Genomic DNA, 25,400 nt, shown 5'->3' on the forward strand with positions numbered 1-25,400 from the left:
TGGCGAGTAGCTTTACACTCTCAAATGGAGCTACATCGAGCCCTGTTCTGGGCCTGCCTCGTCATTACCGTCATCGCCGAGCTGCTGATTCTGCGGTCGGCGTTTTTTCCGCCAACGGACGTGGTACCGGCTGACAACATGCCGCGATCACCTCGGGTCGTCGAGATGATCTGGGGCGTGTTGCCGGCGATCGCGCTGGCTGCGGTTTTCTGGATGGCGTGGAGGGCTCTGTGAGCGAGTCGGAGCGTCGGCTGAGTACGGGGCACGCGCGGGGGCCTGCCCCAGCGCACGGTGGCCTGCCCGGATCCGAGATCGGCGATGGGGTAGAGCATCGTCGGGGCAGGCACGGGGGCCTGCCCGGATCCGAGATCGGCGATGGAGCAGAGCATCGTCGGGGCAGGCACGGGGGCCTGCCCTTACTGCGCAGGCTGGCGTATCTGGCCACGGGGTTGGCGTTTGCCCAGATCGTCTTTGGCGCCATCGTGCGCATTACGGGATCCGGGATGGGATGCGGCGATCACTGGCCCACATGCCAGGGATATCTGTTTCCACCGCTCGAGCGCCCGGATCTGATCGTCGAGGTGACTCATCGCTACATCGCGGCGACGGTCACGATCGCGATCATTGCACTTCTCATCACCGCGTTCATGCGCCGCGCGCAACGCGGCGTCGGCGGCAGGGGCGGGGTGTTCCGGCCGGCGATGCTTGCGACAGGGCTTGTCCTCACCGCCGCGGTATTCGGCGGAATAACAGTCAAGCTGTCGCTCAATCCTTATGTAATCGTCACGCATCTCGCGATCGCGATGACACTGCTGGCGGTACTCTCGATCGCGGTGCTTCGCGCGGGCGGCTGGGGATTCGACAGGACAGAAGTCGCGTCACCGCGAACGTATCGCGCGGCACGAGCGGGAGTGATCCTCGCCTTCATCGTTCTGGTAATGGGAGCGCTCACCGCGAACGTGCTCGGCGCCAACGCTTCGTGCCAGGGGTTCCCGTGGTGCACGGGAATCGCCGTGACGGGAACACCGTTGTACATCCAGGTAACGCATCGAGTGCTCGCGTTCCTGTTGTTCTTCCACATGATCGGAGTGGCGGTCCTGGCATGGCGCCGGCATGAGCCGCGTCAGGTGCGCGTTGCGGCATGGGCGGCGCTCGGCGCGATAGTACTGCAGATAGTTGTCGCCGCAGGAATGGTGGAGATGCACCTCCCGCCGGTGTGGCGCTCGCTGCATCAGGCGATGGGAACGCTGGTGTGGCTGTCGATCTTCACGCTCGCAGCGCTGGCGAAGTATTCGCTCGCCGGACGCAGCGGCGAGGAAGCGACACTACGTGCCGCGGAGGCCGCAGCGTGAACGGCGGTCATGGAATGAATCGCGACGGAGCGGTTTCCGTGCCACGCGAGCGCGAACACTCGCTCGCATCGGATCTTCTCGCACTCACCAAGCCGCGGATCATTTCGCTGCTTCTCGTCACGACCGTCGCGGCGATGTATGTCGCCGGAACGCCGAGCGGGTGGCTCGTGCTCACGGTACTCGTCGGGGGATATCTGATGGCCGGCGGCGCGCACGCGGTGAACATGTATCTGGACCGCGACATCGACGCGCACATGCCGCGCACCAAGCTGCGGCCAATCCCGAGTGGACGGATGGCGCCACGTGCCGTGCTCGCGTTCGGAATCCTGCTCGCGACGACGGCCACCTTCCTGCTGGCTCGATACGCAAACTTGATTACCGCCGCACTGGCGTTGCTCGGCTTCTACGGCTACGTGTTCCTCTACACCCACTGGCTCAAGCGGAGAACGCCACAGAACATCGTGATCGGTGGTGCGGCTGGAGCCATCCCGCCGCTGGTAGGATACGCCGCGGTGACCGGTACGCTGGATCTCACCGCGTGGACGTTGTTCCTGATCGTGTTCTACTGGACGCCACCACACTTCTGGGCGCTGGCGTTGCTCAAGAAGCGCGATTACGGCGCGGCTGGAGTTCCCATGGCGCCGCTGATCTGGGGGGAGAAGCACACCAAGGATCAGATGCTGTGGTATCTCGGCATCATGGTCGCGTTGTCGGTGCTTCCCTTCTGCACCGGCGCATTCGGGTTGTTCTATCTCGTGTCGGCACTGGTGGTCGCTGCGCCGCTCGCGTACGGAATCATCAAGATCCGCTGGGGCAAGGGACGGGATGATTCAACAGCCACGGAGCGGTTCGTGTTCATGTATTCGCTTCTGTATCTCGCGCTGCTGTACGTAGCGATGGTTGTGGACCTGCACGTATTCAGATAGTGGCTGCAACCGCGGTTCAGACCGCCGAACCGAAGGGCGGTGCGAAGAAGGATCGCAAGCCGATATCGCCCACCGCACTGGCGCGGCTGTTTCCGCGCGTAAAGCCGTATATCGGCCAGCTCGCTGTCGCGCTCGTATGTCTGCTCGCGGCGAGTGCCGCCGGCCTCGCGTTTCCCGCGATCGTCGCGGTTCTGCTCGACACCGCGTTCCAGCACGGGAATGCAACGTTCCTCAACGAGATAGCGGTTGGCCTCCTGCTGTTGTTCGCGGTGCAGGCATCGCTCAACATGGTCCAGGTCTACCTGCTGACGGCGACGGCCGAGCGCGTGATAGCGACGCTGCGCACGGATCTTTTCGCGCACATGGTGCATCTATCGCCGGGATTCTTCACGGACCGGCGCACGGGCGAGCTTACGAGCCGGCTGTCATCCGACACGAGTGTGCTGCAGACAGTCCTGAGCACGAATCTGTCCGAGTTCACGCGGCAGTCGATCTTCCTGATCGGCGCGCTGGTGATGCTCACCGTCAAGCAGCCTGCTCTCACGGGAACCACGCTCGCGGTAGTGCCGCTGGTCGTTGGCGCGGCTTTCATATTCGGACGAATGTTGCGCCGTGCGAGTACCGGGGTGCAGGACAGGATCGCCGAAGCAACCGGCACGGCGGACGAGGCGTTCTCCCAGATACGGATGGTGCAGAGCTTCACCGCCGAGAGCGAAGAGATCCGAAAGTACGACAAGCATCTGTTCGACGTGGTGCGTGCAGCCGTGGATCGCGCGAAGATCCGCGGCGTATTCTTCGGCGCGCTGACGTTCTTCGGATTCAGCGGGGTCGTCGTCGTACTCTGGGAAGGCGGGCGACTCGTGCTCGCGGGTCAGCTTACGGCTGGCGCGCTCGTGTCGTTCCTCCTGTACGCGATGTATGTCGCGGGAGCGGTAGCATCGCTGGCTTCACTGTTCGGCGCGTATCAGGAAGCGGCCGGTGCGGCGCATCGCATCTTCGAGTTGATGGACATGACGCCGACTGTGATCGACCCGGTCGCGCCTGTTGCGTTGCCGCGGCCGCGACGAGGCGACGTCGCTCTCGAGCACGTTCACTTCAGGTATCAACCGGAGCTGCCGGAAGCACTGCACGACGTGTCGCTGCACATAGGACCCGGCGAGATCGTCGCGCTGGTAGGTCCAAGCGGCGCGGGAAAGACCACGGTCGCATCGCTCCTGCCGCGATTCTGGGACGTCACCGGCGGATGCATAATGTTCGACGGCATGGACATTCGTGACCTGTCGCTCCGCGATCTGCGCGAATCGATCGGCGTCGTTCCGCAGGAACCGACATTGTTCAGTGGAACCGTGCGGGACAACATCGCGTACGCTCTGGCCGGAGACTCCGTCGCGGTGCCGGACTCGGCGGTCGAATCCGCGGCTCACGCCGCCAACGCGCACGAGTTCATCGTCCGGCTGCCGCAGGGCTATGACACCGCGGTTGGCGAGCGCGGAGTGAAGTTGTCGGGCGGCCAGCGGCAACGTCTCGCGATCGCCCGCGTATTTCTCAAGGATCCGGCACTGGTCATTCTGGACGAGGCGACGTCGAGCCTCGACTCCGAGAGCGAGCGTCTGGTCGAGGCTGCGATGGAGGAGTTGCTGCGCGGCAGGTCGACTCTGATCATAGCGCACAGGCTATCGACAGTGCTGCGCGCCGATCGCGTCGTCGTGCTGGAGCATGGCCACGTCGTCGAGACCGGCAGTCATGCGGATCTACTCGACGCGGAAGGAATGTACGCAAAGCTTTACCGCGGTCAGTTCCGCCCCGGTGACCGCGTAGCGCTGGAGAGCATGTAGCGATCGCGCCGTGAGTTGACAGTCACTACCGCACGATCGAATCGTAGTTGTGTCCACTCATGGAGGTCTCGTTGTTCGGAAAGCGCTCGTCATCGAATCTGCAATTCCATCGCGTAGCGGCAGGCGTCGCACTTGTCTGCGCATTCACCGCCATCACTTCCGCACGAGCGCAGAATAGCGCTTCAGCACCGCGCCTCCGACAGTTCACCAGCGTAGCGATCGCGCCGGACGGGCAGCACCTGGCCTGGATCGGACCGGATTCGCCGCGGGGCGAAACCATAGCGGTCGAACTTGCAGCCAACGGCGGCAAGGGTGCCCCGGTAGCCGTAGCGCTGCCGGGTGCGGATCGCGGAAGCATGTCGGAGCTCGCATGGTCAGCCGATAGCAGGCAACTCCTGATACGAGCTACGACGAGCAGCGGGACGCCCGCGCTCTACGTTTCCGCTGCCACCGGTGGTCCGGCGCGCCGAGTCGCGACGGTGACGGGATCGGTACATGATGCGCGTTTCTCGCCGGATGCGTCGCGCATCGCGGTTCTGTATTCCTCACCATCCGAAGAAGCGAACGGGCCGACCCAGGCGACACCGCGTGATACGGGCGCGATGGACACGCACATTGACCGGCAGCATCTCGCAATCGTGGATGTCGCGACGGGCAAGCTCAAAGTCATTTCGAAACCCGACGTCTACGTGTACGAGTACGACTGGTCGCCGAACGGGAAGGAATTCGTCGTGAGCGCGGCCAACGGATCGGGCAACAACAACTGGTGGGTGGCGCGTCTCGATGGAATAGACGCAACGACGGGCGCTGAAAGAGAAATTGCGAAGCCCAAAGTGCAGATCGCGCAGCCGACCTGGTCGCCCGATGGAAAGCAGATCGCCTTCATCGGCGGTCTGATGAGCGATCAGGGGTCCACCGGCGGCGACATCTACACGGTTCCGGCGACTGGTGGCGTGGCACGCGACATCACGCCCAGCATAACCGTCTCGGCTGGCGCGTTCAGATGGCGGAGTCCGGAGTCGATTCTTGCGACGATGTGGTCACACGGCGGCTCCGAGATCGCAACCGTCGATGCACGCACGGGCGCCGTGGCTGCATTGTGGTCCGCCGATGAAGCAATCGCCGCCGGAAGGGTAAGAGGTCTTCCAGTCATTTCTGCGACTTCCAATGGATCGACCGTCGCACTCGTACGCGAGTCGTTGAGCACGCCGCCGGAGATCTGGGTCGGGCCGATCGGCCACTGGACGCAGATCACGCACGTCAATACCGGTGTAACCCCGTCCTGGGGCAAGTCCGCGAGCGTCCACTGGCGCAGCGACAGGTTCGACGTACAGGGACTCCTCATCTACCCACGCGATTTCGACGCGAGCAAGCACTACCCGATGATCGTGTACATCCACGGTGGACCGTCCTCGGCTTTTGCGCCGACATTCATCGATGCATCCGCCGAACAGGCTGTACTGTCGCGGGCGGGCTACTTCGTGTTCATGCCAAATCCGCGCGGAAGTTACGGCCAGGGCGAAGCGTTCACGAAGGCGAACGTGAAGGATTTTGGATACGGTGATCTCCGTGACGTGATGGCCGGCGTCGACACTGTGATCGCCCGTTATCCGGTAGATGCAAAGCGGCTTGGCGTTACCGGCTGGAGCTACGGTGGCTTCATGACCATGTGGACGGTGACGCAGACTACTCGCTTCAAGGCAGCCGTCGCAGGCGCGGGTATTTCGAACTGGCTGAGCTATACCGGCGAGAACCAGATCAGCGAGTGGATGGTCCCTTTCTTTGGCGCTACCGCGTACGAAGATCCGGCAGTATACGCAAAGAGCTCGCCGATCAATTTCATCTCGCACGCGAAGACTCCGACGTTGATCATCGTCGGCGAGCGCGATGCGGAGTGCCCTTCACCGCAATCGTTCGAGTTCTGGCGCGGACTGCAGCATGTCGGCGTGAAGACGCAGCTCGTTGTGTACCCCGACGAAGGACATCACTTCGCCAATCCGGTGCATCAACGTGACATGCTCAACCGATCGGTCGCCTGGTTCAACCAGTACCTGAAATAGCTCTGACCGTTACGGATGGAACTGCAGATTCACAGTTGCAGTTCCATCCGGGGTAACAGTAACCGTTCCGTCCGCGATGCCGAGCATCGGTTGCCATGCACGGATGTGGTGCACACCCGGCGGAACGCCATCGATGGTGAATGCGCCGGCGGCATCGGTGGTCGCGAAATACGGCTGATCGAGCACCACGACCCAGGCACGCGACATCGGCCTGCTCTCCACAGAAAACTCGATCACGCCCGGTGTGCGCAGCAGCTTGTCGTACGGAATCACCTGTCCGTCGTCGGTGAACGGCGCGAGAGCGACGGTATCGCCGGTCGCAACATTCGTCGCGAATACCGTCTCCGCGAGCGGATCGTAGTTCACTACGTTGAGTGCGCCACCCGTAACCACGGTCTGGACCTGTGGATCCCAAGCGCAGTCGTCATTCGTCAGCTGAAAGCGCCGCTGGCTTGGCAGGGACTTTCCCTGTCGGACATCCGTAAGCCAGACGACCGCATTCGCGACCTTGCCGTTGCTTCGCGCCAGCAGCTGGACGGTGAGCGGCTTGCCGCATCCATTCTGGTCCGCCGGGACGATGATGGCGGTGTCAGCGGGCGGCGTTCCGGTGAAGGAGACCACTCCGCTGATCTTGCCACTGCTGGCCACCGAGCCACCATCGTAGGAAATGGACGATCGAGTGACGATTGCCGCGCGGTGGGCAGCCCCGACGGTATCAGCGAGGGCCTGAGCGGAGCTCTTGTCGCGACCCGAACAGGCGGCGACAAGAGCCAGGAACAATACGAGAACTGGGTGTCTGGAAACGTGCATGCGACCAACTTCGAGTGCGAACAAGGATGAGTCTGCTAATTTACCAACGGTGACGACCAGATTCCTGGTACGAGCCCAAAACCAGTTTCGGCGGGGTGTACGCCTCGTCGCAGCCGCGAGTGTCGTATGCGGCATCGCCGCCTGCGCATCCGCGCGTGGCCGGCCCCCGGCGACAGGCGCCGAATTCTGGGGCTTCGTCGCGCCGTGGGATCCACGCAGCGAAGCCAGCACGGTGACGCACGATGCGCAGCTCGACGTGGTCATCTCCGGTTTCATAGTCCTGGATAGCGCAACGTTCCGGCCAACCGCACTCTATGCGGACTCGTCGGTGCGCAACAATCCCGGCAATCGTCGGCGCATGGCGCTCGTCACGTCCTACCACGGAACGCGCTTTCACCCGGAAACGATCCGAGCTCTCGGAAGCGATTCGACCGTGCTCGGACAGGCGGCCGGACGCACCGCCACTCTGCTAGGGAGCGCCGGCTATCGCGGCATGATTCTCGACTTCGAAGGGCTCACCCCTGACGACCTCGACGTTCTGATTCGCGTGAGCAACGCGTTCGCAGACTCCGCACGCGCACACGGCGTATCACCGACGGGGATGGCGATTCCCGCAACCGATACCGCCGCGTATCCTGGCCGGCCGCTACTCAGCGCGGTGGATTTTCTTGTGGTGATGCTGTACGACCAGCACTGGCTGACATCACCGCCGGGACCGATCGCGTCGCCGGACTGGGCGATGCGCGCACTTGGAATGCGTGCCGGCGATGTGGGGAGCTCGCGCGTGGTCGCCGCGTTCCCGACGTACGGATATCAGTGGCGCTCGGATAGCGCGACGGCGATCGTGTCCTTCGCGGACGCCGAGGCTCTGGCGCGAGGCGCGCACGTTCCGCTGCAGCGCGATCCGGCGTCGAACACACTCCACGCCGAGTCGGACGGATGGAGCGTGTGGGTGAGTGACGCAACGTTGCTCGAGTCGCTCGTTCGCGGCGCGCGCCGCACCGGAATCACCAAGTTCGCGCTGTGGAGGCTCGGTCTCGAAGACCCCCGGATATGGACCGACGTCGTGCGTTGATGGTGGAACGTCAAAGCACGACGTCGGCGCACGCCCGGGTTACACGATGAACAGATCTTCCTGAATGCGGCTCGGCGTGATGAGCAGAGATCCCTCCGAAACGTATCCATTGACCTCGGTCCGCATCCCCACCTGCCCCGGTATGTAGATGCCCGGCTCGATCGAGAAGGCAACGCCGGGAAGAAGTACGCGCACGTCGCGGCTCTCGAGATTGTCGATGTTCGGTCCGGAGCCGTGTATGTCGCGCGAGTCTATGGAATGGCCCGTGCGGTGTGTGAATTTTTCTCCGAAGCCGCGCTCCGTTATGTAATTGCGCGCGGCATCGTCGGCTTCGCCACCCGTGACCGGGACTCCATTCTCGATGCGGTCGCGAAGCACTGCGATCGCCGCGTCGCGCGCACCGCGAACCGTCTCCCAGATGGTGACGTTCGCCGCGCTGGCCGGTCCCAGCGACCCCATCCACGTCTGGTCGGCGTACACACCGTCGGGCTCGCGTGCCCAGAGATCGATCAACAGAATATCGCCGTCGTTGATCAGCTCAGACTGCTCCGCTGTCGGCTCGTAGTGTGGATTGGCCGCGCTCAGTCCGGTCGAAACGTTCGGGCCGTGGTCCGTGAACAGACCCGCTTCGTCGAATTCCTGGCGGATGAGCTGCTGCAGCTCGTACTCGCGCATCGGGCTGCCGGAGCGCGCCTTTTCGCCGGCGAGCGCCATCGCGTTGCGCGCGATCCGCGCCAGGTGCTCCGCAGCGCGTTTGTGTGACGCGAGCTGCTCTGGCGTCCATACTGCGTAGATGCGCGTGACGAGATCGGCCGACGTCACGACTTCAGCGCCTGCGTTGCGCACCATCTCGACTACGCCTGCAGGGATGCGATCGAGATACGGCACCGCGTCTCCTGCGGAATACTCCATCGCCACACGCTTGCCGGATACCGTCTTTGCAAGAAAAGCCTCCAGGTCGCGCCAGCTGCTGTAGACGTACTTTGTCCAGTTGGATGGCCACGTCTCCCAGGGGCCCTGCTCTATCGCGTGAGTTATCGCAACCGGATTTCCGTCCCGCGGTATGTAGCAGAAATAGCGACGCGTCACCATGCCGGAGATGCCGACGATGCTTGCGGCGATCGGGTTCGTTCCGCGGAAATCATACAACAGCCAGCCGTCCACGCCCGCGTCGGCGATGGCAGCGCGAATTTCATCGAGTTTCGAGACAAGCAGCATTTCTCAGGGCCTTCTGTCAGGTAAGAGTAAGAAGAGTCAACAGCTCATGGAGCGCAGCGTCGTAGTACTCGCGACCGGGCTCGTCGGCACCCGCCGACACCGGCGCGCGCGCAGGAACATCCATCCGAAGTACTGGTCCTGACCGATTGAGCTTGGCTCCGAAGTACCGGGCGAGCAGTTTCTGCGCCTGACGCCGCGCGATGGGCCGCGCGATGATGCGCGGGAGCAGATTCACGCTGCCGCGCTTGAGGGGAGAGAGTCGCCCGTAGGCGGCACGCGCAATAGTGACACCGGCGCTCCGGAACAATTCGATCGCGTCCGGCCGCCTGCCCATGAGCCGCGCGAGGGCGACAACTTCGGCTTCCGGTATCGGGTGGCCGCGCTTGACAGCCTCGTTGTAACGCCTGATCTGAGCGTAGATGGTGTCGGTCGTTCCCAATCGCTTGTTGAGGAACTCCGGAGCATATTCCGCCTCGCCATCGCCGTCCGGGCGGTCAGCTTCGCGCACGGCCTCGAGTAGAGAAAGCGGCACGAGCGGATCGACTGACGTGGAATAGGCTGGCGACATATTAGAGCGCCAAGTTAACTCCCACGGGTGACTGAGACAATTTTCGCGCAAATCGGAAGCTTGAGTTTGCCGGGCCGCGCCCTCACCGGGCTCGTCCTCGCGACCGCGGCAGCGCTACTGGCTCGGCGAGCACGCTCGCTGAGCGGGAGCGGAGCCGTCGCTGCAGCGGCGTGCGGGACGTTGTGCGTCATCGGCGGCTGGCGATGGGCCGGACTGCTGATTGCCTATTTCCTGGCCGCGGCGACCCTCTCATGGGCTGGCAAGGAAGACAAGGAAGCACGCAGCGCCGGCGTCATTTCCAAGGGCGGACGTCGTGACGCAAGGCAGGTTCTGGCGAATGGAGGCGTCTATTCGCTGGTTGCAGCCCTCAGCGCGGCGGTTCCTGCCACAGCCCTGGTCTGGGGGGCCGTCGGCGCGCTGGCAGCGGCCTCGGCGGACACATGGGCAACAGAATTGGGGGTCTGGCTGGGAGGCGAACCAAGATTGATCACTAGTGGAACGATCGTCCGTCCGGGTGCCTCCGGAGGGGTGACCGGTGCCGGACTCCTGGGCTCCGTCTCCGGGGCGGCATGGGTTGCGCTCTGCGCCATGCTGGCCGGCTTTCGAGGACATGGCGTCGTCCTCGCCGCGCTCATCGGCGGCTTTGGCGGATCGATCGTCGACTCGCTGCTGGGCGCGACCGTGCAGGAACGACGCTGGTGCGACGACTGCGCAGAACCTACGGAACGGACAGTTCACCTCTGCGGGGCTACCACCCGCCGAGTCGGAGGAATCATTCGACTCGACAACGACGTAGTCAACCTAGTTTCCACGCTAGCAGGGCTGTTGATCGGAGTCATCGTTTATTGCATCGCAAGAAACTTCGGAGACTGGGGATCGATTGGGTAACGGCAGTTCGTTGATGAGAAAGACGCAAGTGATAGTCGTCGGCGCGGGGCCCGGTGGATCATCCACGGCATGGCATCTCGCGAAGTTGGGAATCGACGTGGCGCTGCTGGATCGCGCGACGTTTCCGCGTGACAAGGTGTGCGCCGAGTATCTCAGCCCTCAAGCATCGCGCATCATCGCCGCGATGGGAGCGATGAAGCAACTCGAAGCATCCGGTCCGGCACAGCTGACAGGAATGCGCGTGCGCGCGCCGAACGGCTACGAGATACACGGCAGCTTCATCGCAGACCACGGATACCGCGCGTTCCACGATCGAGGAATCGCGGTGCGGAGATCGATACTCGATGCAATCCTCGTAGAGCAGGCACAGGCGGCCGGCGCGACACTTGTGCAACGTGCACGAGTTACCGACGTGATTCGCGACGGCAGTGGCCGCACCTGCGGGGTGACCATTCTGGATGCGGAGGGCTCCACGCGAGAGATGAGGGCACCACTGGTCATTGGCGCAGACGGCCTGCGCTCAGTCGTGGGCCGCAGACTCGGACTCACGCGCGTCTCGCGCATTCCGCGCCGCGTCGCGTTCGTAGCGCACTTCCGGAACTTGCCCGGGGTCACGGAAGTCGGCGAGATGCACGTGGAGAAGGACGGATACGTTGGCATCGCCGACGTCGGGAACGGCCTGACCACCGTCGCCCTGGTGGTGCCGGCGCGCGCCGCGCGCGATGCAGCTGTGGATCCGGACGCGATGCTGGACGAGTGGTTGATCGGTCATCCGCATCTCGCTGCGCGGTTCGCGGTCGCCGAGCGTGTCGAGCCTGTTCGTGCGACCGGACCGTTTGCGTCGTACACGAAGAGAGCGTGGGCGCGCGGCGCAGCCCTGGTGGGAGATGCTGCCGATTTCTTCGATCCGTTCACTGGCGAGGGCGTGTACAGCGCGTTGCGCGGCGGCGAGCTGCTGACGCCTTTCGCGGCCGAGGCAGCGACGAACGCAGCCGGCGCGGATCGGGCGCTCGCCGCGTACGACCGCGCGCGCCGCACGGAGTTCCACGGAAAGTGGCGGGTCGAGCGGCTGATTGCGGCGACCGTAGCAGTTCCCGCACTCATCAACCATGCGGCGCGCGCGCTGTCGAGGCGCAAGGAAATGGCAGATGTGCTCGTAGGGGTGGCCGGGGATTTCGTTCCGGCCAGCCAGGTGCTGAGGGTCGGCTATTTCGCGCGGCTGTTACTGTTCGGTGTATGAGCCTCGATCCAGATGCATTCAGAGCGGTAATGGGAAGGTTCGCAAGTGGTGTCACAGTCGTGACGGCGACTGACGACGCCGGATCCGCCTACGGCATGACGGTCAGCGCCTTTGCGTCGGTGTCGCTGCAACCACCTCTGGTGGTGATGTGCATCGATCACACCGCCTCGCTGCACGACACACTGGCGAACGCGCCGTACTTCGCAGTGAACATCCTGGCGTCCACGCAGGAGCCGATCGCACGGCGATTCGCCGAGACGGGCGCGCAACGATTCGAGGGAATCGGCTACCGGAATGGCGAGAATGGCGTGCCGATCCTCAACGACGTGCTCGCATTTGTCGAATGCAAACGCGTATCCTCGACCGAGGCAGGCGATCACACCGTCATCATCGGAGAAACCGTGGCGGCATCGATGCGTGATGCGCGGCCGTTACTCTACTACCGCGGTGGATTCGCCCAGTTGGAGCGTTAGGGGCCAACGATGCCAGGGTTGCTGACGCCGCCGCGGAGATACGGCAAGGAGCTGCTCGATTCCCGGCAGGAGGATGAGAGGCTTGTACTTCGAACCGTCGAGGACATCCGACGCTCGAACATCATCTTCAGCGGAACGCGCTCGGCGATCAGGGAGCTTGCGTTGCACTTCGCGCGCCTACCAAAAGCGGCGACGCTGTTGGACGTGGGCACGGGACGCGGTGACATTCCGCATGCGGCGGTCGTGGCCGCCGCCGCTCACGATATAGCTCTGACCACTTTGGGATTGGACGCCGAGCCTGCGATCGCGCGAGCGGCTTCCGGTTCGGTATCGTACGCGATATGCGGCAGCGGACTTGCACTGCCATTTGGTGATGGAAGCGTGGATGTCGTGATGTGCTCTCAGACGCTGCATCATTTTCGTGGCGACGAAGAGCGCGCACTGCTGCGCGAGATGAATCGCGTGGCTCGCCTGGCAGTCGTCGTGAGCGACCTGCAACGCAGCTGGATCGCGGCTGCCGGCTTCTGGGTGGCGTCGTTTCCGCTCCGGTTTCACAGGGTTACCCGACACGATGGTGTGCTGTCGGTAATGCGAGGTTACACACCGGCAGAATTATCTACGGCCGTATTCGACGCGGTTGGCGTGCAACCGCCGGTGCATCGGCGACTTGGCTTCAGGATCACGACCAGCTGGCTACCGACCGCGAGCGAGTGTGCAACGTGATCGACCTCGGGCCGATGCCAGCTGGCCGCCGCATGCACGTTCTGGACGAGCTCGAGGTGCGCGCACCGTTGCGCCGTATCTTCGCTCTCGCGCGAGACGTGACTCGCTGGCCGGAACATCTTCCGCACTATCGCTTCGTCCGCTTCAACAAACAGGAGACGGACGGCGGCGGAGTGGTCGAGATGTCGGCCAACAGACAGTTCGGACTGCTCGATTGGCCAACCTGGTGGCGATCCGACATGCAGGTGATCGACAGCGCGCCGGCAGTCCGCTTTCGGCACGTTGCGGGTATTACGCGTGGAATGGACGTCGAGTGGAGCTTCGAGCCCACGCCGGCGGGGACGCACGTTCGCGTCCTGCATGTGTGGAATGGACCCGGGTGGCCGCTTGTTGGAGAGATTGCGGCTACGACGGTGATTGGACCAGTGTTCGTGCACGGCATCGCGTCGCGCACTCTTGCAGGGTTGGCACGCGTGGCGGAGGCCGAATGATGGGCAGGCGAAGAGTAGTCATAACAGGGATCGGCGCGATAACACCAATAGGCTCCACGAAGGAGGGAATGTGGGATGGTGTGTTGCGTGAGCGATCGGCAGTACGCTCGCTCACGCGATTCGATCCGTCCATCTTTCGCAGTCACAACGCTGCCGAGGTTCCGGACTTCGATCCAAACGATTTTATCGAGAGCAAGCGCGCTCGACGACTGGACAGGTTCGGTCAGTTTTCCGTGGCCGCGGCGAAGCAGGCGATCGAGGACTCGGAGATCGATCTGGCGACCGAGGACAGAGACAGAGTCGGAGCCATGATGGGCACTGCGCTCGGCGGCGTCGGTTACGCGGAAGACCAGCTCAGCGTGTTTCTTCGTGAAGGATTGCGCGCGGTCGATGCAACACTCGCTCTCGCCGTGTTCGGCGGTGCGGCAAGCTGCAATATTGCGATCGAGCTGGGTGTGACGGGCCCGAACTCGACCAACGCGATGAGCTGCGCCTCCGGTGCGATGGCGATCGGCGAAGCGTTCCGCCAGATCCGCGACGGTTATGCCGACGTCATGATAGCAGGCGGAGCGGAGGCACCGCTGGCGCCGCTCTGCTTTGGCGCCTTCGCTCTCATACGTGCGATGTCCACCCGCAACGACGATCCCGAACACGCGTCGCGACCATTCGATCACGAACGTGATGGATTCGTGATGGGCGAGGGAACGGCGGTGTTGATACTGGAGGAACACGATCGCGCAGTATCACGCGGCGCGCGAATCTACGCGGAAATCTGTGGCTATGGCACGACCAACGACGCGCATCACATGACGGCACCTCTGCCGGACGGAACGCAGGCAGCGCGCGCGATGCGGATGGCGCTGAGCGACGCAGCGGTGTTGCCATCCGAGATCGGGTACATCAATGCGCATGGCAGCTCGACTCCGCTCAACGATCCAACCGAGACAGTCGCGATCAAGCAGGTCTTCGGCGATTCGGCCGCAACCGTGCAGGCTAGCGGAACGAAGGGATATTACGGCCATGCGTTGGGTGCGTCTGGAGCGATAGAGGCTGCGATCTGCGCCCTCGCCATCGACCGCGAATGGCTTCCGCCAACCGTGAACCTTACCGAGCGCGATCCGGCGTGCGATCTTAACTACATCACGGGGACAGGGCATTCCGACCGGGTGGAGCACGTGCTCAGCAACTCGTTTGGATTCGGCGGTATCAATGCCGCGCTGGTCTTCCGCCGGGTAGTGTAGCGACGCGCATCCGGGCGCCTCGCAAGGCGCCCGGTCAACCTTGTTTCGGACGGGGTAACGCATGCGTGATCCGCTACGCCATTTTGTTTCGGAGTTCATAGGTACGTTCGCACTGGTCTTCGTCGGCAGTGCCGCGATAATGGCTGCTGCGCAGGCGAACTCTCCGTATGCGTTGCTGCAGGTGGCGCTGGCGCACGGCCTGGTGTTGTCGATCTTCGTCACGGCGCTGATGCGGATCTCGGGCCACTTCAATCCAGCGATCACACTGGGATTCGTGGCGGCGCGCCGCATCGACCCGATGATGGCTGGCATCTACATCGTGGCACAGCTACTCGGCGCGGCCGCGGCCGCGTACATACTCAAAGGCACGTTCCCCGACGCAATCGTCGCGGCTACACGTGACGGCGGCCAGGCGATTTCACTGGATGTGACCGCGTCGCAGGCATGGATTCTTGAGGCGATCGCGACCTTCTTCCTGACATTTGCGGTATTCGCGACTGCGGTAGATCCGAAATCGCCGAAGGTTGGCGGATTCGCGATCGGACTGGTCGTGACGGTGGACATTCTGGCCATCGGACCGCTGACAGGCGCGTCGATGAATCCGGCGCGGTCGTTCGGGCCGGCGCTCGCTTCAGGGATTTACGAAGGTCAGTTCATCTACTGGACGGCACCGATCGTCGGATCGATAATCGCGGCGCTTCTGTACGACACGCTGTTCATCAGGCGCGAGCGGGAACCGGTCGAGCACGGAGCTATCGAGACCTGATGGCGGGGCCTGCGGACAGATTTGTGATGTCCGAAAGTGGCGACTCTCATCGCCGCCGTGATCCCTCGTCACCCCCGCGCTTGCGGGGGGTGACGAGGGATACGGCACTGATGACAGACTACGAGGCCCTGAGCGCCTGGAGCAGCGCCGGAAGCGCGCCAATGACCCAGACGATGATCGCGGCAATTGCCGCCTTCTGACGCGGAATTCGCGCCACGACGGACAGACCGATCGCGAGCAGCACGGTCACCCAGATCGTGAACAGGTCGATCCGGCTGAGAAGTCCGACCAACACGGGCGACGCCGCGTCAGGATCCAGGAAACGCGCGGCACTCAGGCTCACGCGGTACTGGCCGTTGAGAGAAGCCGGGTCCATGACGAACGCCTGCACCACTCTGAGCAGTGAATCGAGGATGCGCGGGATGAACGCGTAGCAAGCGATCATGCATGCAGCACCTACGCTTTCCTTGGCATCCACGAACTTGCCCACGATCCACAGGATGACGCCCACGAGCAGTGGCATGATGATGGCGCCGACGCCAACCAGAACGGGAGTCAGCTTCTCCGCGAAGGCGCGCGAAGTCTGGATCTGAGCATCTGTCAGCTGCGGGTTCTTTTTGGCCGCGGCCGCCATCCCGCGCGTGAACTCGGAGTCGAATATCGGTTGCAGGGCGGAGTGGCCAGCAACCACTATGGCGACGGACAGGACTACGAAGACCGCCAAGGGGGCGAAAAAACCCGAGTCGCGCCGTCGCGCGAACACTTCGCTCGGCGACACGAAGATATCGATGAAGTCTTCCCACAGGCTCGCCGGCTTTGCGGACGTTGGCGGCGCGGACGTGCTGAGTTCGTCTGGGGCAGTCATGATCCATGGGGTTGAGGTCCGCACTACAGTGCACTAATGGCGGCGGGCACGCCAGGGGTGGACTTTTTGGCGGGCCACCTGCAAGATGTGACCGTGAGCCGCTCCAGTGGGTTAACCTAGCATGGTGATTTCCGACGCTGCGGTCGTCAGCCGCATTCGCGATGGGGAGAGCGATGCCTTCGCGCTTCTCTTCGAGCGGTACCATGAACGTTGCGCCCGACTGGCGATGCGGCTGCTAGGCGACCCGGACGATGCCGCCGACGCGGTGCAGGACGCGTTCATCCGCGCCTATCTGTCACTTGACAGCTATCAGGAGCGTGACCGCTTCAGCTCGTGGCTGCTCTGCATCGTCGCTAACAGATGCCGGTCGGCGAGCGATGCTGCGCGGCGTCGCGCAAACGTCGCAAGCGAATGGATGCGGGCTCATTCCGACGGTGGCCACGCGGCGGTGCTCCCACGCGAAGAAGACCATGCTCTGGCGCAACGATTGAGCGAGGCGCTGGAATCCCTGCCCGACGCCACGCGCTCCGTCGTGCTCAGCAAGTACGGCGAAGATCGAAGCTACGAAGAAATCTCCGCCGACACAGGCGTTGCGGTTTCGGCGCTCAAGATGCGCGTCGCACGTGGCTCGGCGCAGCTCCGGCGCACACTGGTCGGCGCGGGAATCACGCTCGCGACCGTTGCACTGATCTTCGTGACTCATACGCGAGACAACAGAAAGCCGAGGACCGCGACGGTCGTTGCGTGTGACACTCTGCGCGCGATAATGCACGACACGCTCGGTGCTTCGACGCGTGATTCGATACTGCCGCCGGGACGTTGCGGCGAGGATACACGTGCGCCGGCTCAGGAGCAGCGACTCCGCGACGTTCACGACCCACACCCAGGAACGGACTTCTGATGACGCGAGATGTCAGAACGGGGGAGGCCCAGACTCCCCCGTACGCCTGGGGCGCGCTCGCCTCACTGTGTGTATTCGGGTTGTACCTCATCACGCTGTCACCGACGACGGCGATGTGGGACACGAGCGAGTACATAGCGGCCGCAAAGGTACTCGGACTGCCCCACCCACCCGGCAATCCGTTGTTCGTGATGATCGCGCACGCATTTGGACTGATACCGATACCGGTGTCCTACGCGGCGAGGATCAACATCCTCGCCGCTCTCTGCAGCGCGATCGCGGCCGGCTCCTGGTTCGTTCTCATCGACTCGGTGCTGGCGCGTGGTGGAGTCGCGGTACTGCGCCGTCGAATCTGCGCTGCAGCTGGCGTGGTCGTTGGCGCGAGCGCGTTTACCGTCTGGAATCAATCGGTCGTGAACGAGAAAGTGTACACGATCTCGCTCGCGCTGTTCGCGATCATCACACTGTTGATGCTCAGCTGGCTCGATGGAGACGGAAGGGCCAGGAACGATGCCAAGCTGGTTGCGATATCGTTTCTACTGGGTGCGGGCTACGCTGTGCATCCGGCCGGATTGCTCCCCGGACTCGCGGTGATAGTGACGGTCGCAAGCCAGCGATGGAGGAAATTCCTGCAGCCGCGTCTCGTGCTTGCAGTGTTCGGCGCGTTTGCGTTGGGACTGACGCCGTTCATCTTCGAGCCAATTCGCGCTGCGCAGGCGCCCGCGATGAACGAAGGCGCACCGACCGGTTGCACGACGAGACTCGAATGGTCCTGCACGTTCAGCGCGAAGACGTACACCAGGCTTTCCGACAACATCAATCGCACTCAATACGGCAAGCCGTCGGTGACGGATCGCCAGATCTCGTTCGGCTCGCAGCTGGGAATGTGGTGGCTGTACTTCAAGTGGCAGTGGCTGAGAGATCCGCACGGATCTGCACCGCTCACGCAGATGCTCCTGGCGCTCCTCATGTTCGGGCTCGGCATCTATGGAGCCACCGTGCACTGGCGATGGGATCGCGCCTCGTGCATCTACTGGGCGACCTTCATGTTCACACTGACGGTTCTGCTCGTCTATTACATGAACTTCAAGTACGGATACTCCCAGGCGCCGGGACTGGGTGATAGCGTGCCGCGCGAAGTACGCGATCGCGATTACTTCTACCTCTGGAGCTTCAGTGCGTGGGGCGTCTGGGTGGCGGTAGGGATTGCCGCGATCTGGCAGCGAGCGCGCACTGGCGGAGCATTGTTGGCGCTGGCGGCAATCCCGCTGATCGGAAACTGGAGCGCGGCATCGCGCCGGAACGATACGGTAGCGCGCGATTGGGCCGTCGACATTCTCAACTCGGTCGAGCCGTACGGTGTGATCGTGACTGGCGGCGACAACGACACGTTTCCGCTCTGGTATGCACAGTACGTCGAAGGTGTGCGGCCAGACGTCACGGTAATCATCGACCAGTACCTCCAGATGGATTGGTTCGTCGAGCAATTACTGCGCGCGCCAATTCACAAGTACGATGCCGCCGCTGGCCCGGCGATGTATCGAACCGGCCACTGGCCAGTTCCAACCCATGCTGTATTTCGCATGACGGCGGCGCAGGCTGATTCCGTTCCCGACATCATGGAGCTGCGCGAGCCTCAGTTGCTGAAGAGTGGAGCAATCGAGGGACGCATTGCAGCGGGCTACCTGGAGCGCAAGGACGTCTTCATCCTGCGTCTAATTACGGACGCACTCCCCGAGCGGCCGGTGTATTTCACGATGGGCTCGCCATACCCGAAGCAGTTTGGTCTGCAGCGCTACATAATCGGCGAGGGACTCGTTCAGAAGTTGATGCCAACTCCGGTGTCGGATTCTGCCGGACCAACACTGGACACGCGCGGGACCGATGCACTATGGCGCATCTATCGTGGACCTGCGGCAATAGTGCGTCGCGGCGACTGGATAGACAGACCGTCGTTGCCAACGCCTGTCGATTATACGCTTGTCGGGCTCAATCTCAGCGATGCGCTGGAGCACCAGGGCGATAGCGCGCGTGCACGCGCGGTGCGCAATGATGCGATCGCGGTGATAAAAGCGGCGCGGATGGAAGACATCTTCGGGATGACGAAGATGCCCTAGGGTCCGACGTGCATGTACTTTGCGTCATACCGCGCGATGGAATCGACGATCACCTGCTTTGCCGACTCGCTTCCCTCCCATCCCTTGATCTCGACGCGACGGCCTTCGAGATCCTTGTAGATGAGAAAGAAATGCTCGATCTCCTTCAGATACGCCTGAGGGAAGCGCGCGATGTCGTAGTACTCCTCGTAACGGGGGTCATGCCACGGCACGGCAAATATCTTGTCATCCGGCTCGCCGCGATCCAGCATCTTCAGAACGCCGATTGGCCGGACATCGATGAGGCATCCCGTAAAGGTCGGCTGATCGACCTGAACGAGAACGTCCAGCGGATCGCCATCCTCGTGAAGCGTTCGCGGGATCAGACCGTATTCACCGGGATAGGAAACCGCCGAGTACAGGACGCGATCGAGACGGAAGAGTCCGGTGTCCTTGTCGAGCTCGTACTTGTTGCGGCTGCCAGTGGGGATTTCTACGACCGCGGTGACCTGCACGGGAGGATTGCTTCCGGGCGGGAGATCGTGCCATGAATGAATCATGGTCCAAAGATAACATGCAGCTGGCAGCCTTCGGCCGCATGCGCTGGACAAAAGCCCAACTCGGCGACCAATTCTCATCTCGCTGCTACTTCAGTTCGTGTACGACGCTGACGTCTAAGCTTATGAACTTCTTCTTCCAGCGGCGGAATTCCGCCACATGAAGGCGAGAGTTACTCGGCAACGACTACTGAATTTCGATGTCTACGGACGCGTAACCTAAGAACACGCCGTTTGATAATACATCCCCCCGAATCGTGTGAGGCCCGGGATATTGCGCAGTCATGTGCCAGGCGGTACTCGTGGTTGTCCCAAGTGACTGGCCATCCTCGAAGAATTCGTACTGTGTACCAAGGGCGCCGCCCATCACCTTGAATGTCATTGGGTCGCCCTCACTGTAGACGTCCTGACTCCCCATCGCGTACTGTTGCACTTGGAATGGCAGTGCGACATGGGCTGTTCCCTGCAAGCCATCGCCAGCAGTGACCAAATTGTACCCGTCGTCGTGGTTACTCGGATCGTTTTGGAATGTCACGCCCGTTGATCCAGCAATATATCCACCGGAGACGTACGCTATGGCTTGATTGCCATCGGGTCCAAACTCCCCCAACGCTTCAGAGAGGAAATCGCCGTTCTTATTGTAAAAGTCCACCGGAAACTCCGCTTCTACATCTATCGGAGCATTCACCGTTGCTTGGTAAGGCGTCCACTGACCGCCTGACGAAGGGACGCCGACCGGACAGGTCCTCGGCACGGAGACCCGGATGCCGAAGCCCTCACCCTGCCAAATCGCATCGCTATCAACCTGACATTCGGATGTAGTGTCGACTCCTTCGGTGCACAGCATGGCTGACAGAACGACGACGGTCAGGGACATTGTCAGCGCGATTCTTATCGGTTGTAGGCGCATGTTAGTGACCCGTTGATGATGATAGTATCCCCACCACGGATTCGAACACTACGGGGGTTCCTGGAGTGACTGTTGCGTTCGCAGAGTAGGTCGTGCGCGGAGGCGCCTTTGGCCCACGCCACCGCATCGGCGGTGGGGATAGCCACGCAACTTTAACGGACGTCGGCTGATTTGGCGCGGCATGGGCAAGTACGGTATCGCCAGCAAGACGCCTCGCAGCGTACACGTCGATCGCGCTTACAATTCCGCGTCCTGTACGAACGGACGCGGCAGAATCGAGACGTAGATGCCATCGCGCGAGTTGCGGACTTGAACGGCCTGAAATTACAAGCTCTGGAGTAGCAGCAACTCGTCTCCCCGTCTGCGTGAACTCTGCCGCAACGGCGTCTTCCGGCGGCAACGGAAGACCAGCGGAGCCTGCCGGGATCCCAACCCACTTGAACTCCTCGCCACTGAATTGAGGGAAATGCAGAGTGCCTCCAGCCAGGCTTATGTCTGTAGCATACGCCGAGACAGCGAGCGATATAGCGGGGCCTGAGCCGTCACATAGAGTCACTAACCAATACGGCCCAAATGAGCGCTGCACCGCATCTGGAATTGAGGTCGGTAGCGGTTGAAACGGCGATCGCGCAAAGAACGTCCTCCCGCACACTAATAACGCTGGAAAGTTTATGCGTGTGCCATGCTGTCGTTCCAAGCTTGGACGCGCCATCGCGGCAAATACCCGCGCCCAGACCTGAGCTAGACTGTCAGCCCGGCTTGCATTGATCTGGGTTTGTTGCGTTGGGATCGGGCCAGCTACTTCGATCTCACCCGTCGAACTAACACGTGCACTTCCCGTAACCATGGCTCCAAGTTGGCTCACCGCCGTGGGCGCCACAGTCGCAGCCGGTGGAACTTGCTGATCGCTACATCCCGATAGGCCGCCTGCAACGCAAGCAATTAGTCCAACTGTGGCCACAAAATCTCGCGATTTGGCCGGCCTGAGCAGGGGTCCCGGCGAACGCTCGAACGTCATACGACTCCTCCTTTTCACCAAGTAAAGGATGGCCGCACCGCGTGCACGTTGGTCGACGGATAGCGCATTTGCCGCTGTTCTGCTTCCAAATACCGCCGGGCCGCCGGGGACAGGCGGCTAACGCGACGGGAACGTATGTCATCGACGTTTTCGTTGGAAGATGCTTTATGGATCTTAATGTCTTTTTTCGCGTCCACCGTCGTGCTGATATACGGTCGAATACCGTGGACCCGACACTTTTGAGCTACTGTGGGCGCCTCTGCGATTTAAGGTGCGGTCGCCCTAGGAGCTGCCAGACTGGTGTCGGCTTCCGGACGAGCGATACGATACTCGCGGCCGCGGATCAGCACGAGCAAACTCGGCACCATGTAAAGCGTGATTGGCGTGGAGAGCGCCAGCCCTCCGATTACCGCGAGCGCCAGCGGACGCTGCAGCTCGCTTCCCGCCCCGAGCCCCAACGCAAGCGGAAGCAACCCGAACAGAGTGCAGAGCGTGGTCATGAGAATGGGGCGCAGACGTGTACGCGCGGCATCGCGCAATCCGATCTCGAGCGGAACGTCGTCATGCACCATCCGATAGCGCGTGAAGTCGAGGAGTATGATTCCATTCTTCACGATCAGTCCCACCAGCAGAATGAGACCCATGAACGAGGATACGTTCAGTTGCGTGCCGGTGATCAATAGCAGGACCACAGCGCCGACGAATGAGATCGGCGCCACCACGAGGACTACGAGCGGCTCGACAAACGACTGGAACTGCACCACCATGACAGCCGTGACGCTGAGCGCGGCGAGCAGCAGTACGAGGAGCAATGCGTGAAAGGCCTCCTGCTGACCTGCGTACTGCCCGCCCAGCTCAACGCGGATACCCGCTGGCGGTGGATGTGCCGCGAGAACACGCTTGACATCTGTCATCACGCCACTCAACGCGCGACCGCTGACGTCGCTCGTGATCGCGATCATCTGCTGCTGATTCTCCCGATCCAGCTCCGCGCGCGTCTCAGTCGGCGTGAGTGTAGCAACGGCGGACAACGGAACGGCGCTACGTGTAGCCGTAGATACGAGTGGGAGATCTCCAAGCTTGTTTGCATCGAACCGGACTGCGTCTGGCGCACGCACACGAACGCCAATCGCGCGGTCAGCGGCACGTACCTCGCCGGCGGGAACGCCCATCAGCGCCCCCTGCACGACGTCACCGACACCGGTGGGCGTGAGTCCCGCGCGCGCCGACTCCGCCGAACCGACATGCAGCAATATCTCCGCGCTGGGTTCGCTCACACCGTTGAACAGATCCTCGACTCCGGCGACCTTGCCGAGCGGATCGCTGATCGAGCGCGCGTAGGTCTCCAGCTGGTTCAGGTCGTCCCCGAACAGCTTGATCTCGACCGGGCGCGCGGCACCGGCGAGATCGTTGATGACATCCGACAGAATCTGAACGAACTCGATATGCAACCGGGGTACGGCAGTGGAGATCTTGCCGCGAACGTCATCCATCACCTCGAAGATGCTCCGCGACCGCTTGGATTCGGGAACGAGGCGCGCCACCAGATCGCCCACGTTCTGCTGCGTCGCGAAGAGGCCGAGCTCGGCGCCGGTTCGGCGAGAGGTGCCTGATATCTCGGATGTCTGCGCGAGAATCTTCTCTGCGATGTGAACCTCGCGATCCGTTTCCGACAGCGCCGTTCCGCCGGGCGTGAAATAGTCGAGTACGAAAGCGCCCTCGTCCATCTCCGGCAGGAATCCAGTTCCGGTGAAGCGTGCCGCGACCACACCGAGAATCACGAGCAGGACCGCGCCTCCGATCATTATCCAGACATGACGCAGAACGCTGACGAGCGACCGTTCATAAATGTCCGCGAGCGAATCGAGTCCACGGCCGATGTGGTGAAGTATGCCGCTCCTTTTCACACCAGGCTGCTCAACCGAGGCGTCGCTCGCACGCACGAACTGCTCGCTGAGCAAGGGTATGAGCGTGATGGCGAGAAACAGCGATACGATCACGGCTATCGTGAGCGTAATCGAAAGCGCCTTGAAGAACTGGCCAACGACTCCCGTGAGCAGGCCGAGGGGTAGAAATACAACCACAGTGGTGATCGTGGAAGTCGTGACCGGCAGGATCAGTTCCTGGAGCGCATCACGGATGGCGAGGTGCCTGTCCGGGGTGAATGACAGGTGTCGCGCTATGTTCTCGGTGATTACCACCGCATCATCGATGACGAGACCTACAGCGATCGCCATCGCTCCCAGCGTCATCAAATTGAACGTCTGCCCGATCATGGACATGACGAAGACCGTGATCGCCATCGTAAGCGGGATGGCGGTCGCACTCACGGCAGTAATGCGTCCATGTCGCAGGAATGCGAAGAGCACTATTATCGCGAGCACGGCACCGATGATCATCGCGTCGCGTACGGATGTCACAGCCTCGCGAACGAGTGCGGCCTGATCGTACACAGGCTTGAGAATGACGCCAGGTGGAAGGGTCTTCCGGATCGTCGCGGCAATCGAAGCAACACTATCCGCTATGTCGACCGTGTTCCCACCGGGTTGTCGCGTGATGTTCAGCAATGCGGCTGGCCTGCCATCGCCCCGCACGAGCATCACCTGATCCTCCGCACCCATCTGTACAGTTGCGACGTCGCGAACGTGCAAGCCGTTTGGTAGAACAACGGCTCCGACGTCGGCGACGGAGTGGGCTTCCTGATCCGTTACGATCAGATACTGCTTGTAGTCGCGTGCAGCGCGTCCTACCGCCGCCGGCGAGATTGCATTCTGAATTGCCGTCGCAAGATCGTTGTACGTGAGGCCCTGCGCGGCAAGTGTCGATGGGTCGGCTACGACTTCGATCTCCCGGATGCTGCTTCCCTGCACATCCACCCGCCCCACACCCGGAACGCGGGATATGATCGGCCGGATCTGGTAACGCGCGATGTCGTACAGTGTCGACGGATCGGTCCCCTCCAGATTGTACGATAGAATCGGAAAGAGCGACGGGGTGAGCCGCGCGACTTCGACGTTCACCTCGCTGGGGAGCGTATTACGTATCTGGCTCACGCGCGTCTGTGCCAGCTGCAGTGCAGACTGCATGTCTGTCGCCGGCGTGAACGTCACGGATATCTCAGCGGCGCCACGAATGGATTTGGATGTCACGCGAGTGACACCTGGCACCGTGCTCACCGCCTCCTCCAACGGACGCGTGACCGAGAACTCCACCTGCCGGGCGCCAAGGGATGAGCCCTCGGCAACGATCGTGATACGCGGAAAGAGCAATTCGGGATAGATCGCCGATGGTAGCGAGCGAGCCAACCACACACCGCCTACACTGAGCAGTACGACAACCAGATATATGACGCGTCGCTGCGCTGCGAGGATGTCAAAAAGACGCACT

Annotated in this window: 22 protein-coding genes; 15 read left to right on the forward strand and 7 right to left on the reverse strand. The window is 62.3% G+C overall.

Features of this window, described 5'->3' with window-relative positions; all coding sequences use genetic code 11:
* Positions 1-24: 24 nt before the first annotated feature.
* The 5 genes from V4529_14380 (at position 25) to V4529_14400 (ending at position 6,173) form a co-directional block, all read left to right on the forward strand.
* Positions 25-234, forward strand: a complete 210-nt coding sequence (locus V4529_14380) for a hypothetical protein (GenBank protein MES2359517.1) — start codon at positions 25-27, stop codon at positions 232-234.
* Positions 231-1,352, forward strand: coding sequence for a COX15/CtaA family protein (locus V4529_14385; GenBank protein MES2359518.1), 1,122 nt, complete (start codon positions 231-233; stop codon positions 1,350-1,352). The genes V4529_14380 and V4529_14385 overlap by 4 nt, the downstream gene beginning before the upstream one ends.
* Positions 1,349-2,278 carry a heme o synthase gene (locus V4529_14390; GenBank protein ID MES2359519.1) on the forward strand — a complete coding sequence of 310 codons (930 nt, stop codon included), beginning with the start codon at positions 1,349-1,351 and terminating at the stop codon, positions 2,276-2,278. Before V4529_14385 ends, V4529_14390 begins: the two co-directional genes overlap by 4 nt.
* Entirely contained in the window at positions 2,278-4,113 is a 1,836-nt protein-coding gene (locus tag V4529_14395; GenBank protein ID MES2359520.1) for an ABC transporter transmembrane domain-containing protein, read from the forward strand. The genes V4529_14390 and V4529_14395 overlap by 1 nt, the downstream gene beginning before the upstream one ends.
* 71 nt (positions 4,114-4,184) lie before the next feature.
* Positions 4,185-6,173, forward strand: coding sequence for a S9 family peptidase (locus V4529_14400; protein ID MES2359521.1), 1,989 nt, complete (start codon positions 4,185-4,187; stop codon positions 6,171-6,173).
* Between the two features lie 9 nt (positions 6,174-6,182).
* Here V4529_14400 and V4529_14405 read toward each other — a convergent pair whose 3' ends face one another.
* The gene (locus tag V4529_14405) at positions 6,183-6,983 is read right to left on the reverse strand and encodes a carboxypeptidase regulatory-like domain-containing protein (GenBank protein ID MES2359522.1); all 801 of its coding nucleotides are present in this window, start codon (positions 6,981-6,983) and stop codon (positions 6,183-6,185) included.
* A gap of 49 nt (positions 6,984-7,032) precedes the next feature.
* Between V4529_14405 and V4529_14410 the strand changes: the two genes are divergently transcribed.
* Positions 7,033-8,058 (forward strand): hypothetical protein, encoded by a 1,026-nt coding sequence (locus V4529_14410; GenBank protein ID MES2359523.1) that lies wholly within the window; start codon positions 7,033-7,035, stop codon positions 8,056-8,058.
* A gap of 39 nt (positions 8,059-8,097) precedes the next feature.
* Here V4529_14410 and V4529_14415 read toward each other — a convergent pair whose 3' ends face one another.
* Positions 8,098-9,276, reverse strand: coding sequence for a Xaa-Pro peptidase family protein (locus V4529_14415; GenBank protein MES2359524.1), 1,179 nt, complete (start codon positions 9,274-9,276; stop codon positions 8,098-8,100).
* A 16-nt stretch (positions 9,277-9,292) separates the two neighbouring features.
* A complete protein-coding gene (locus V4529_14420; protein MES2359525.1) occupies positions 9,293-9,808 on the reverse strand; it encodes a hypothetical protein in 516 nt (171 codons plus the stop codon).
* Positions 9,809-9,871: 63 nt separating this feature from the next.
* On the opposite strand from V4529_14420, the gene V4529_14425 reads away from it, so the two are divergent.
* The 7 genes from V4529_14425 (at position 9,872) to V4529_14455 (ending at position 15,666) form a co-directional block, all read left to right on the forward strand.
* On the forward strand, positions 9,872-10,732 hold the full coding sequence (locus V4529_14425; protein ID MES2359526.1) for a DUF92 domain-containing protein: 861 nt from the start codon (positions 9,872-9,874) through the stop codon (positions 10,730-10,732).
* Positions 10,733-10,745: 13 nt separating this feature from the next.
* Positions 10,746-11,972, forward strand: a complete 1,227-nt coding sequence (locus V4529_14430) for an NAD(P)/FAD-dependent oxidoreductase (protein ID MES2359527.1) — start codon at positions 10,746-10,748, stop codon at positions 11,970-11,972.
* Entirely contained in the window at positions 11,969-12,445 is a 477-nt protein-coding gene (locus V4529_14435; GenBank protein ID MES2359528.1) for a flavin reductase family protein, read from the forward strand. Before V4529_14430 ends, V4529_14435 begins: the two co-directional genes overlap by 4 nt.
* A 9-nt stretch (positions 12,446-12,454) precedes the next feature.
* Positions 12,455-13,168, forward strand: a complete 714-nt coding sequence (locus V4529_14440) for a methyltransferase domain-containing protein (protein MES2359529.1) — start codon at positions 12,455-12,457, stop codon at positions 13,166-13,168.
* The gene (locus V4529_14445) at positions 13,165-13,659 is read left to right on the forward strand and encodes an SRPBCC family protein (GenBank protein MES2359530.1); all 495 of its coding nucleotides are present in this window, start codon (positions 13,165-13,167) and stop codon (positions 13,657-13,659) included. Before V4529_14440 ends, V4529_14445 begins: the two co-directional genes overlap by 4 nt.
* Positions 13,659-14,900: a beta-ketoacyl-ACP synthase II gene (gene fabF / locus V4529_14450; GenBank protein ID MES2359531.1), complete on the forward strand. Its 1,242-nt coding sequence runs from the start codon at positions 13,659-13,661 to the stop codon at positions 14,898-14,900. Before V4529_14445 ends, fabF begins: the two co-directional genes overlap by 1 nt.
* Before the next feature lie 61 nt (positions 14,901-14,961).
* Positions 14,962-15,666: an aquaporin gene (locus V4529_14455; protein ID MES2359532.1), complete on the forward strand. Its 705-nt coding sequence runs from the start codon at positions 14,962-14,964 to the stop codon at positions 15,664-15,666.
* A 118-nt stretch (positions 15,667-15,784) separates the two neighbouring features.
* Here the strand turns inward: V4529_14455 and V4529_14460 are convergent, their stop codons facing one another.
* The gene (locus V4529_14460; GenBank protein ID MES2359533.1) at positions 15,785-16,531 is read right to left on the reverse strand and encodes a YIP1 family protein; all 747 of its coding nucleotides are present in this window, start codon (positions 16,529-16,531) and stop codon (positions 15,785-15,787) included.
* Between the two features lie 121 nt (positions 16,532-16,652).
* Between V4529_14460 and V4529_14465 the strand changes: the two genes are divergently transcribed.
* Together V4529_14465 and V4529_14470 are read left to right on the forward strand one after the other, a co-directional pair.
* Positions 16,653-17,432 carry a sigma-70 family RNA polymerase sigma factor gene (locus V4529_14465; GenBank protein MES2359534.1) on the forward strand — a complete coding sequence of 260 codons (780 nt, stop codon included), beginning with the start codon at positions 16,653-16,655 and terminating at the stop codon, positions 17,430-17,432.
* A complete protein-coding gene (locus V4529_14470; GenBank protein MES2359535.1) occupies positions 17,432-19,549 on the forward strand; it encodes a DUF2723 domain-containing protein in 2,118 nt (705 codons plus the stop codon). The genes V4529_14465 and V4529_14470 overlap by 1 nt, the downstream gene beginning before the upstream one ends.
* Here V4529_14470 and V4529_14475 read toward each other — a convergent pair.
* The 3 genes from V4529_14475 to V4529_14485 form a co-directional block, all read right to left on the reverse strand.
* Entirely contained in the window at positions 19,546-20,085 is a 540-nt protein-coding gene (locus V4529_14475; protein ID MES2359536.1) for an inorganic diphosphatase, read from the reverse strand. The genes V4529_14470 and V4529_14475 overlap by 4 nt on opposite strands.
* Before the next feature lie 187 nt (positions 20,086-20,272).
* Positions 20,273-20,962: a hypothetical protein gene (locus V4529_14480; protein ID MES2359537.1), complete on the reverse strand. Its 690-nt coding sequence runs from the start codon at positions 20,960-20,962 to the stop codon at positions 20,273-20,275.
* A 1,317-nt stretch (positions 20,963-22,279) separates the two neighbouring features.
* Complete coding sequence (locus tag V4529_14485) at positions 22,280-25,399, reverse strand: efflux RND transporter permease subunit (protein ID MES2359538.1); 3,120 nt, start codon at positions 25,397-25,399, stop codon at positions 22,280-22,282.
* Position 25,400 lies beyond the last annotated feature (1 nt).

This window comes from Gemmatimonadota bacterium (genome assembly GCA_040388625.1).
Lineage (GTDB): Bacteria > Gemmatimonadota > Gemmatimonadetes > Gemmatimonadales > Gemmatimonadaceae > Fen-1247.

Coding starts and splice junctions, on each gene's coding strand:
- V4529_14380 (MES2359517.1), top strand. CDS start 25: ATGGAGCTACATCGAGCCCTGTTCTGGGCCTGCCTCGTCATTACCGTC.
- V4529_14405 (MES2359522.1), bottom strand. CDS start 6,983: ATGCACGTTTCCAGACACCCAGTTCTCGTATTGTTCCTGGCTCTTGTC.
- V4529_14415 (MES2359524.1), bottom strand. CDS start 9,276: ATGCTGCTTGTCTCGAAACTCGATGAAATTCGCGCTGCCATCGCCGAC.
- V4529_14430 (MES2359527.1), top strand. CDS start 10,746: ATGAGAAAGACGCAAGTGATAGTCGTCGGCGCGGGGCCCGGTGGATCA.
- V4529_14435 (MES2359528.1), top strand. CDS start 11,969: ATGAGCCTCGATCCAGATGCATTCAGAGCGGTAATGGGAAGGTTCGCA.
- V4529_14440 (MES2359529.1), top strand. CDS start 12,455: ATGCCAGGGTTGCTGACGCCGCCGCGGAGATACGGCAAGGAGCTGCTC.
- fabF (MES2359531.1), top strand. CDS start 13,659: ATGGGCAGGCGAAGAGTAGTCATAACAGGGATCGGCGCGATAACACCA.
- V4529_14455 (MES2359532.1), top strand. CDS start 14,962: ATGCGTGATCCGCTACGCCATTTTGTTTCGGAGTTCATAGGTACGTTC.
- V4529_14460 (MES2359533.1), bottom strand. CDS start 16,531: ATGACTGCCCCAGACGAACTCAGCACGTCCGCGCCGCCAACGTCCGCA.
- V4529_14465 (MES2359534.1), top strand. CDS start 16,653: ATGGTGATTTCCGACGCTGCGGTCGTCAGCCGCATTCGCGATGGGGAG.
- V4529_14470 (MES2359535.1), top strand. CDS start 17,432: ATGACGCGAGATGTCAGAACGGGGGAGGCCCAGACTCCCCCGTACGCC.
- V4529_14480 (MES2359537.1), bottom strand. CDS start 20,962: ATGTCCCTGACCGTCGTCGTTCTGTCAGCCATGCTGTGCACCGAAGGA.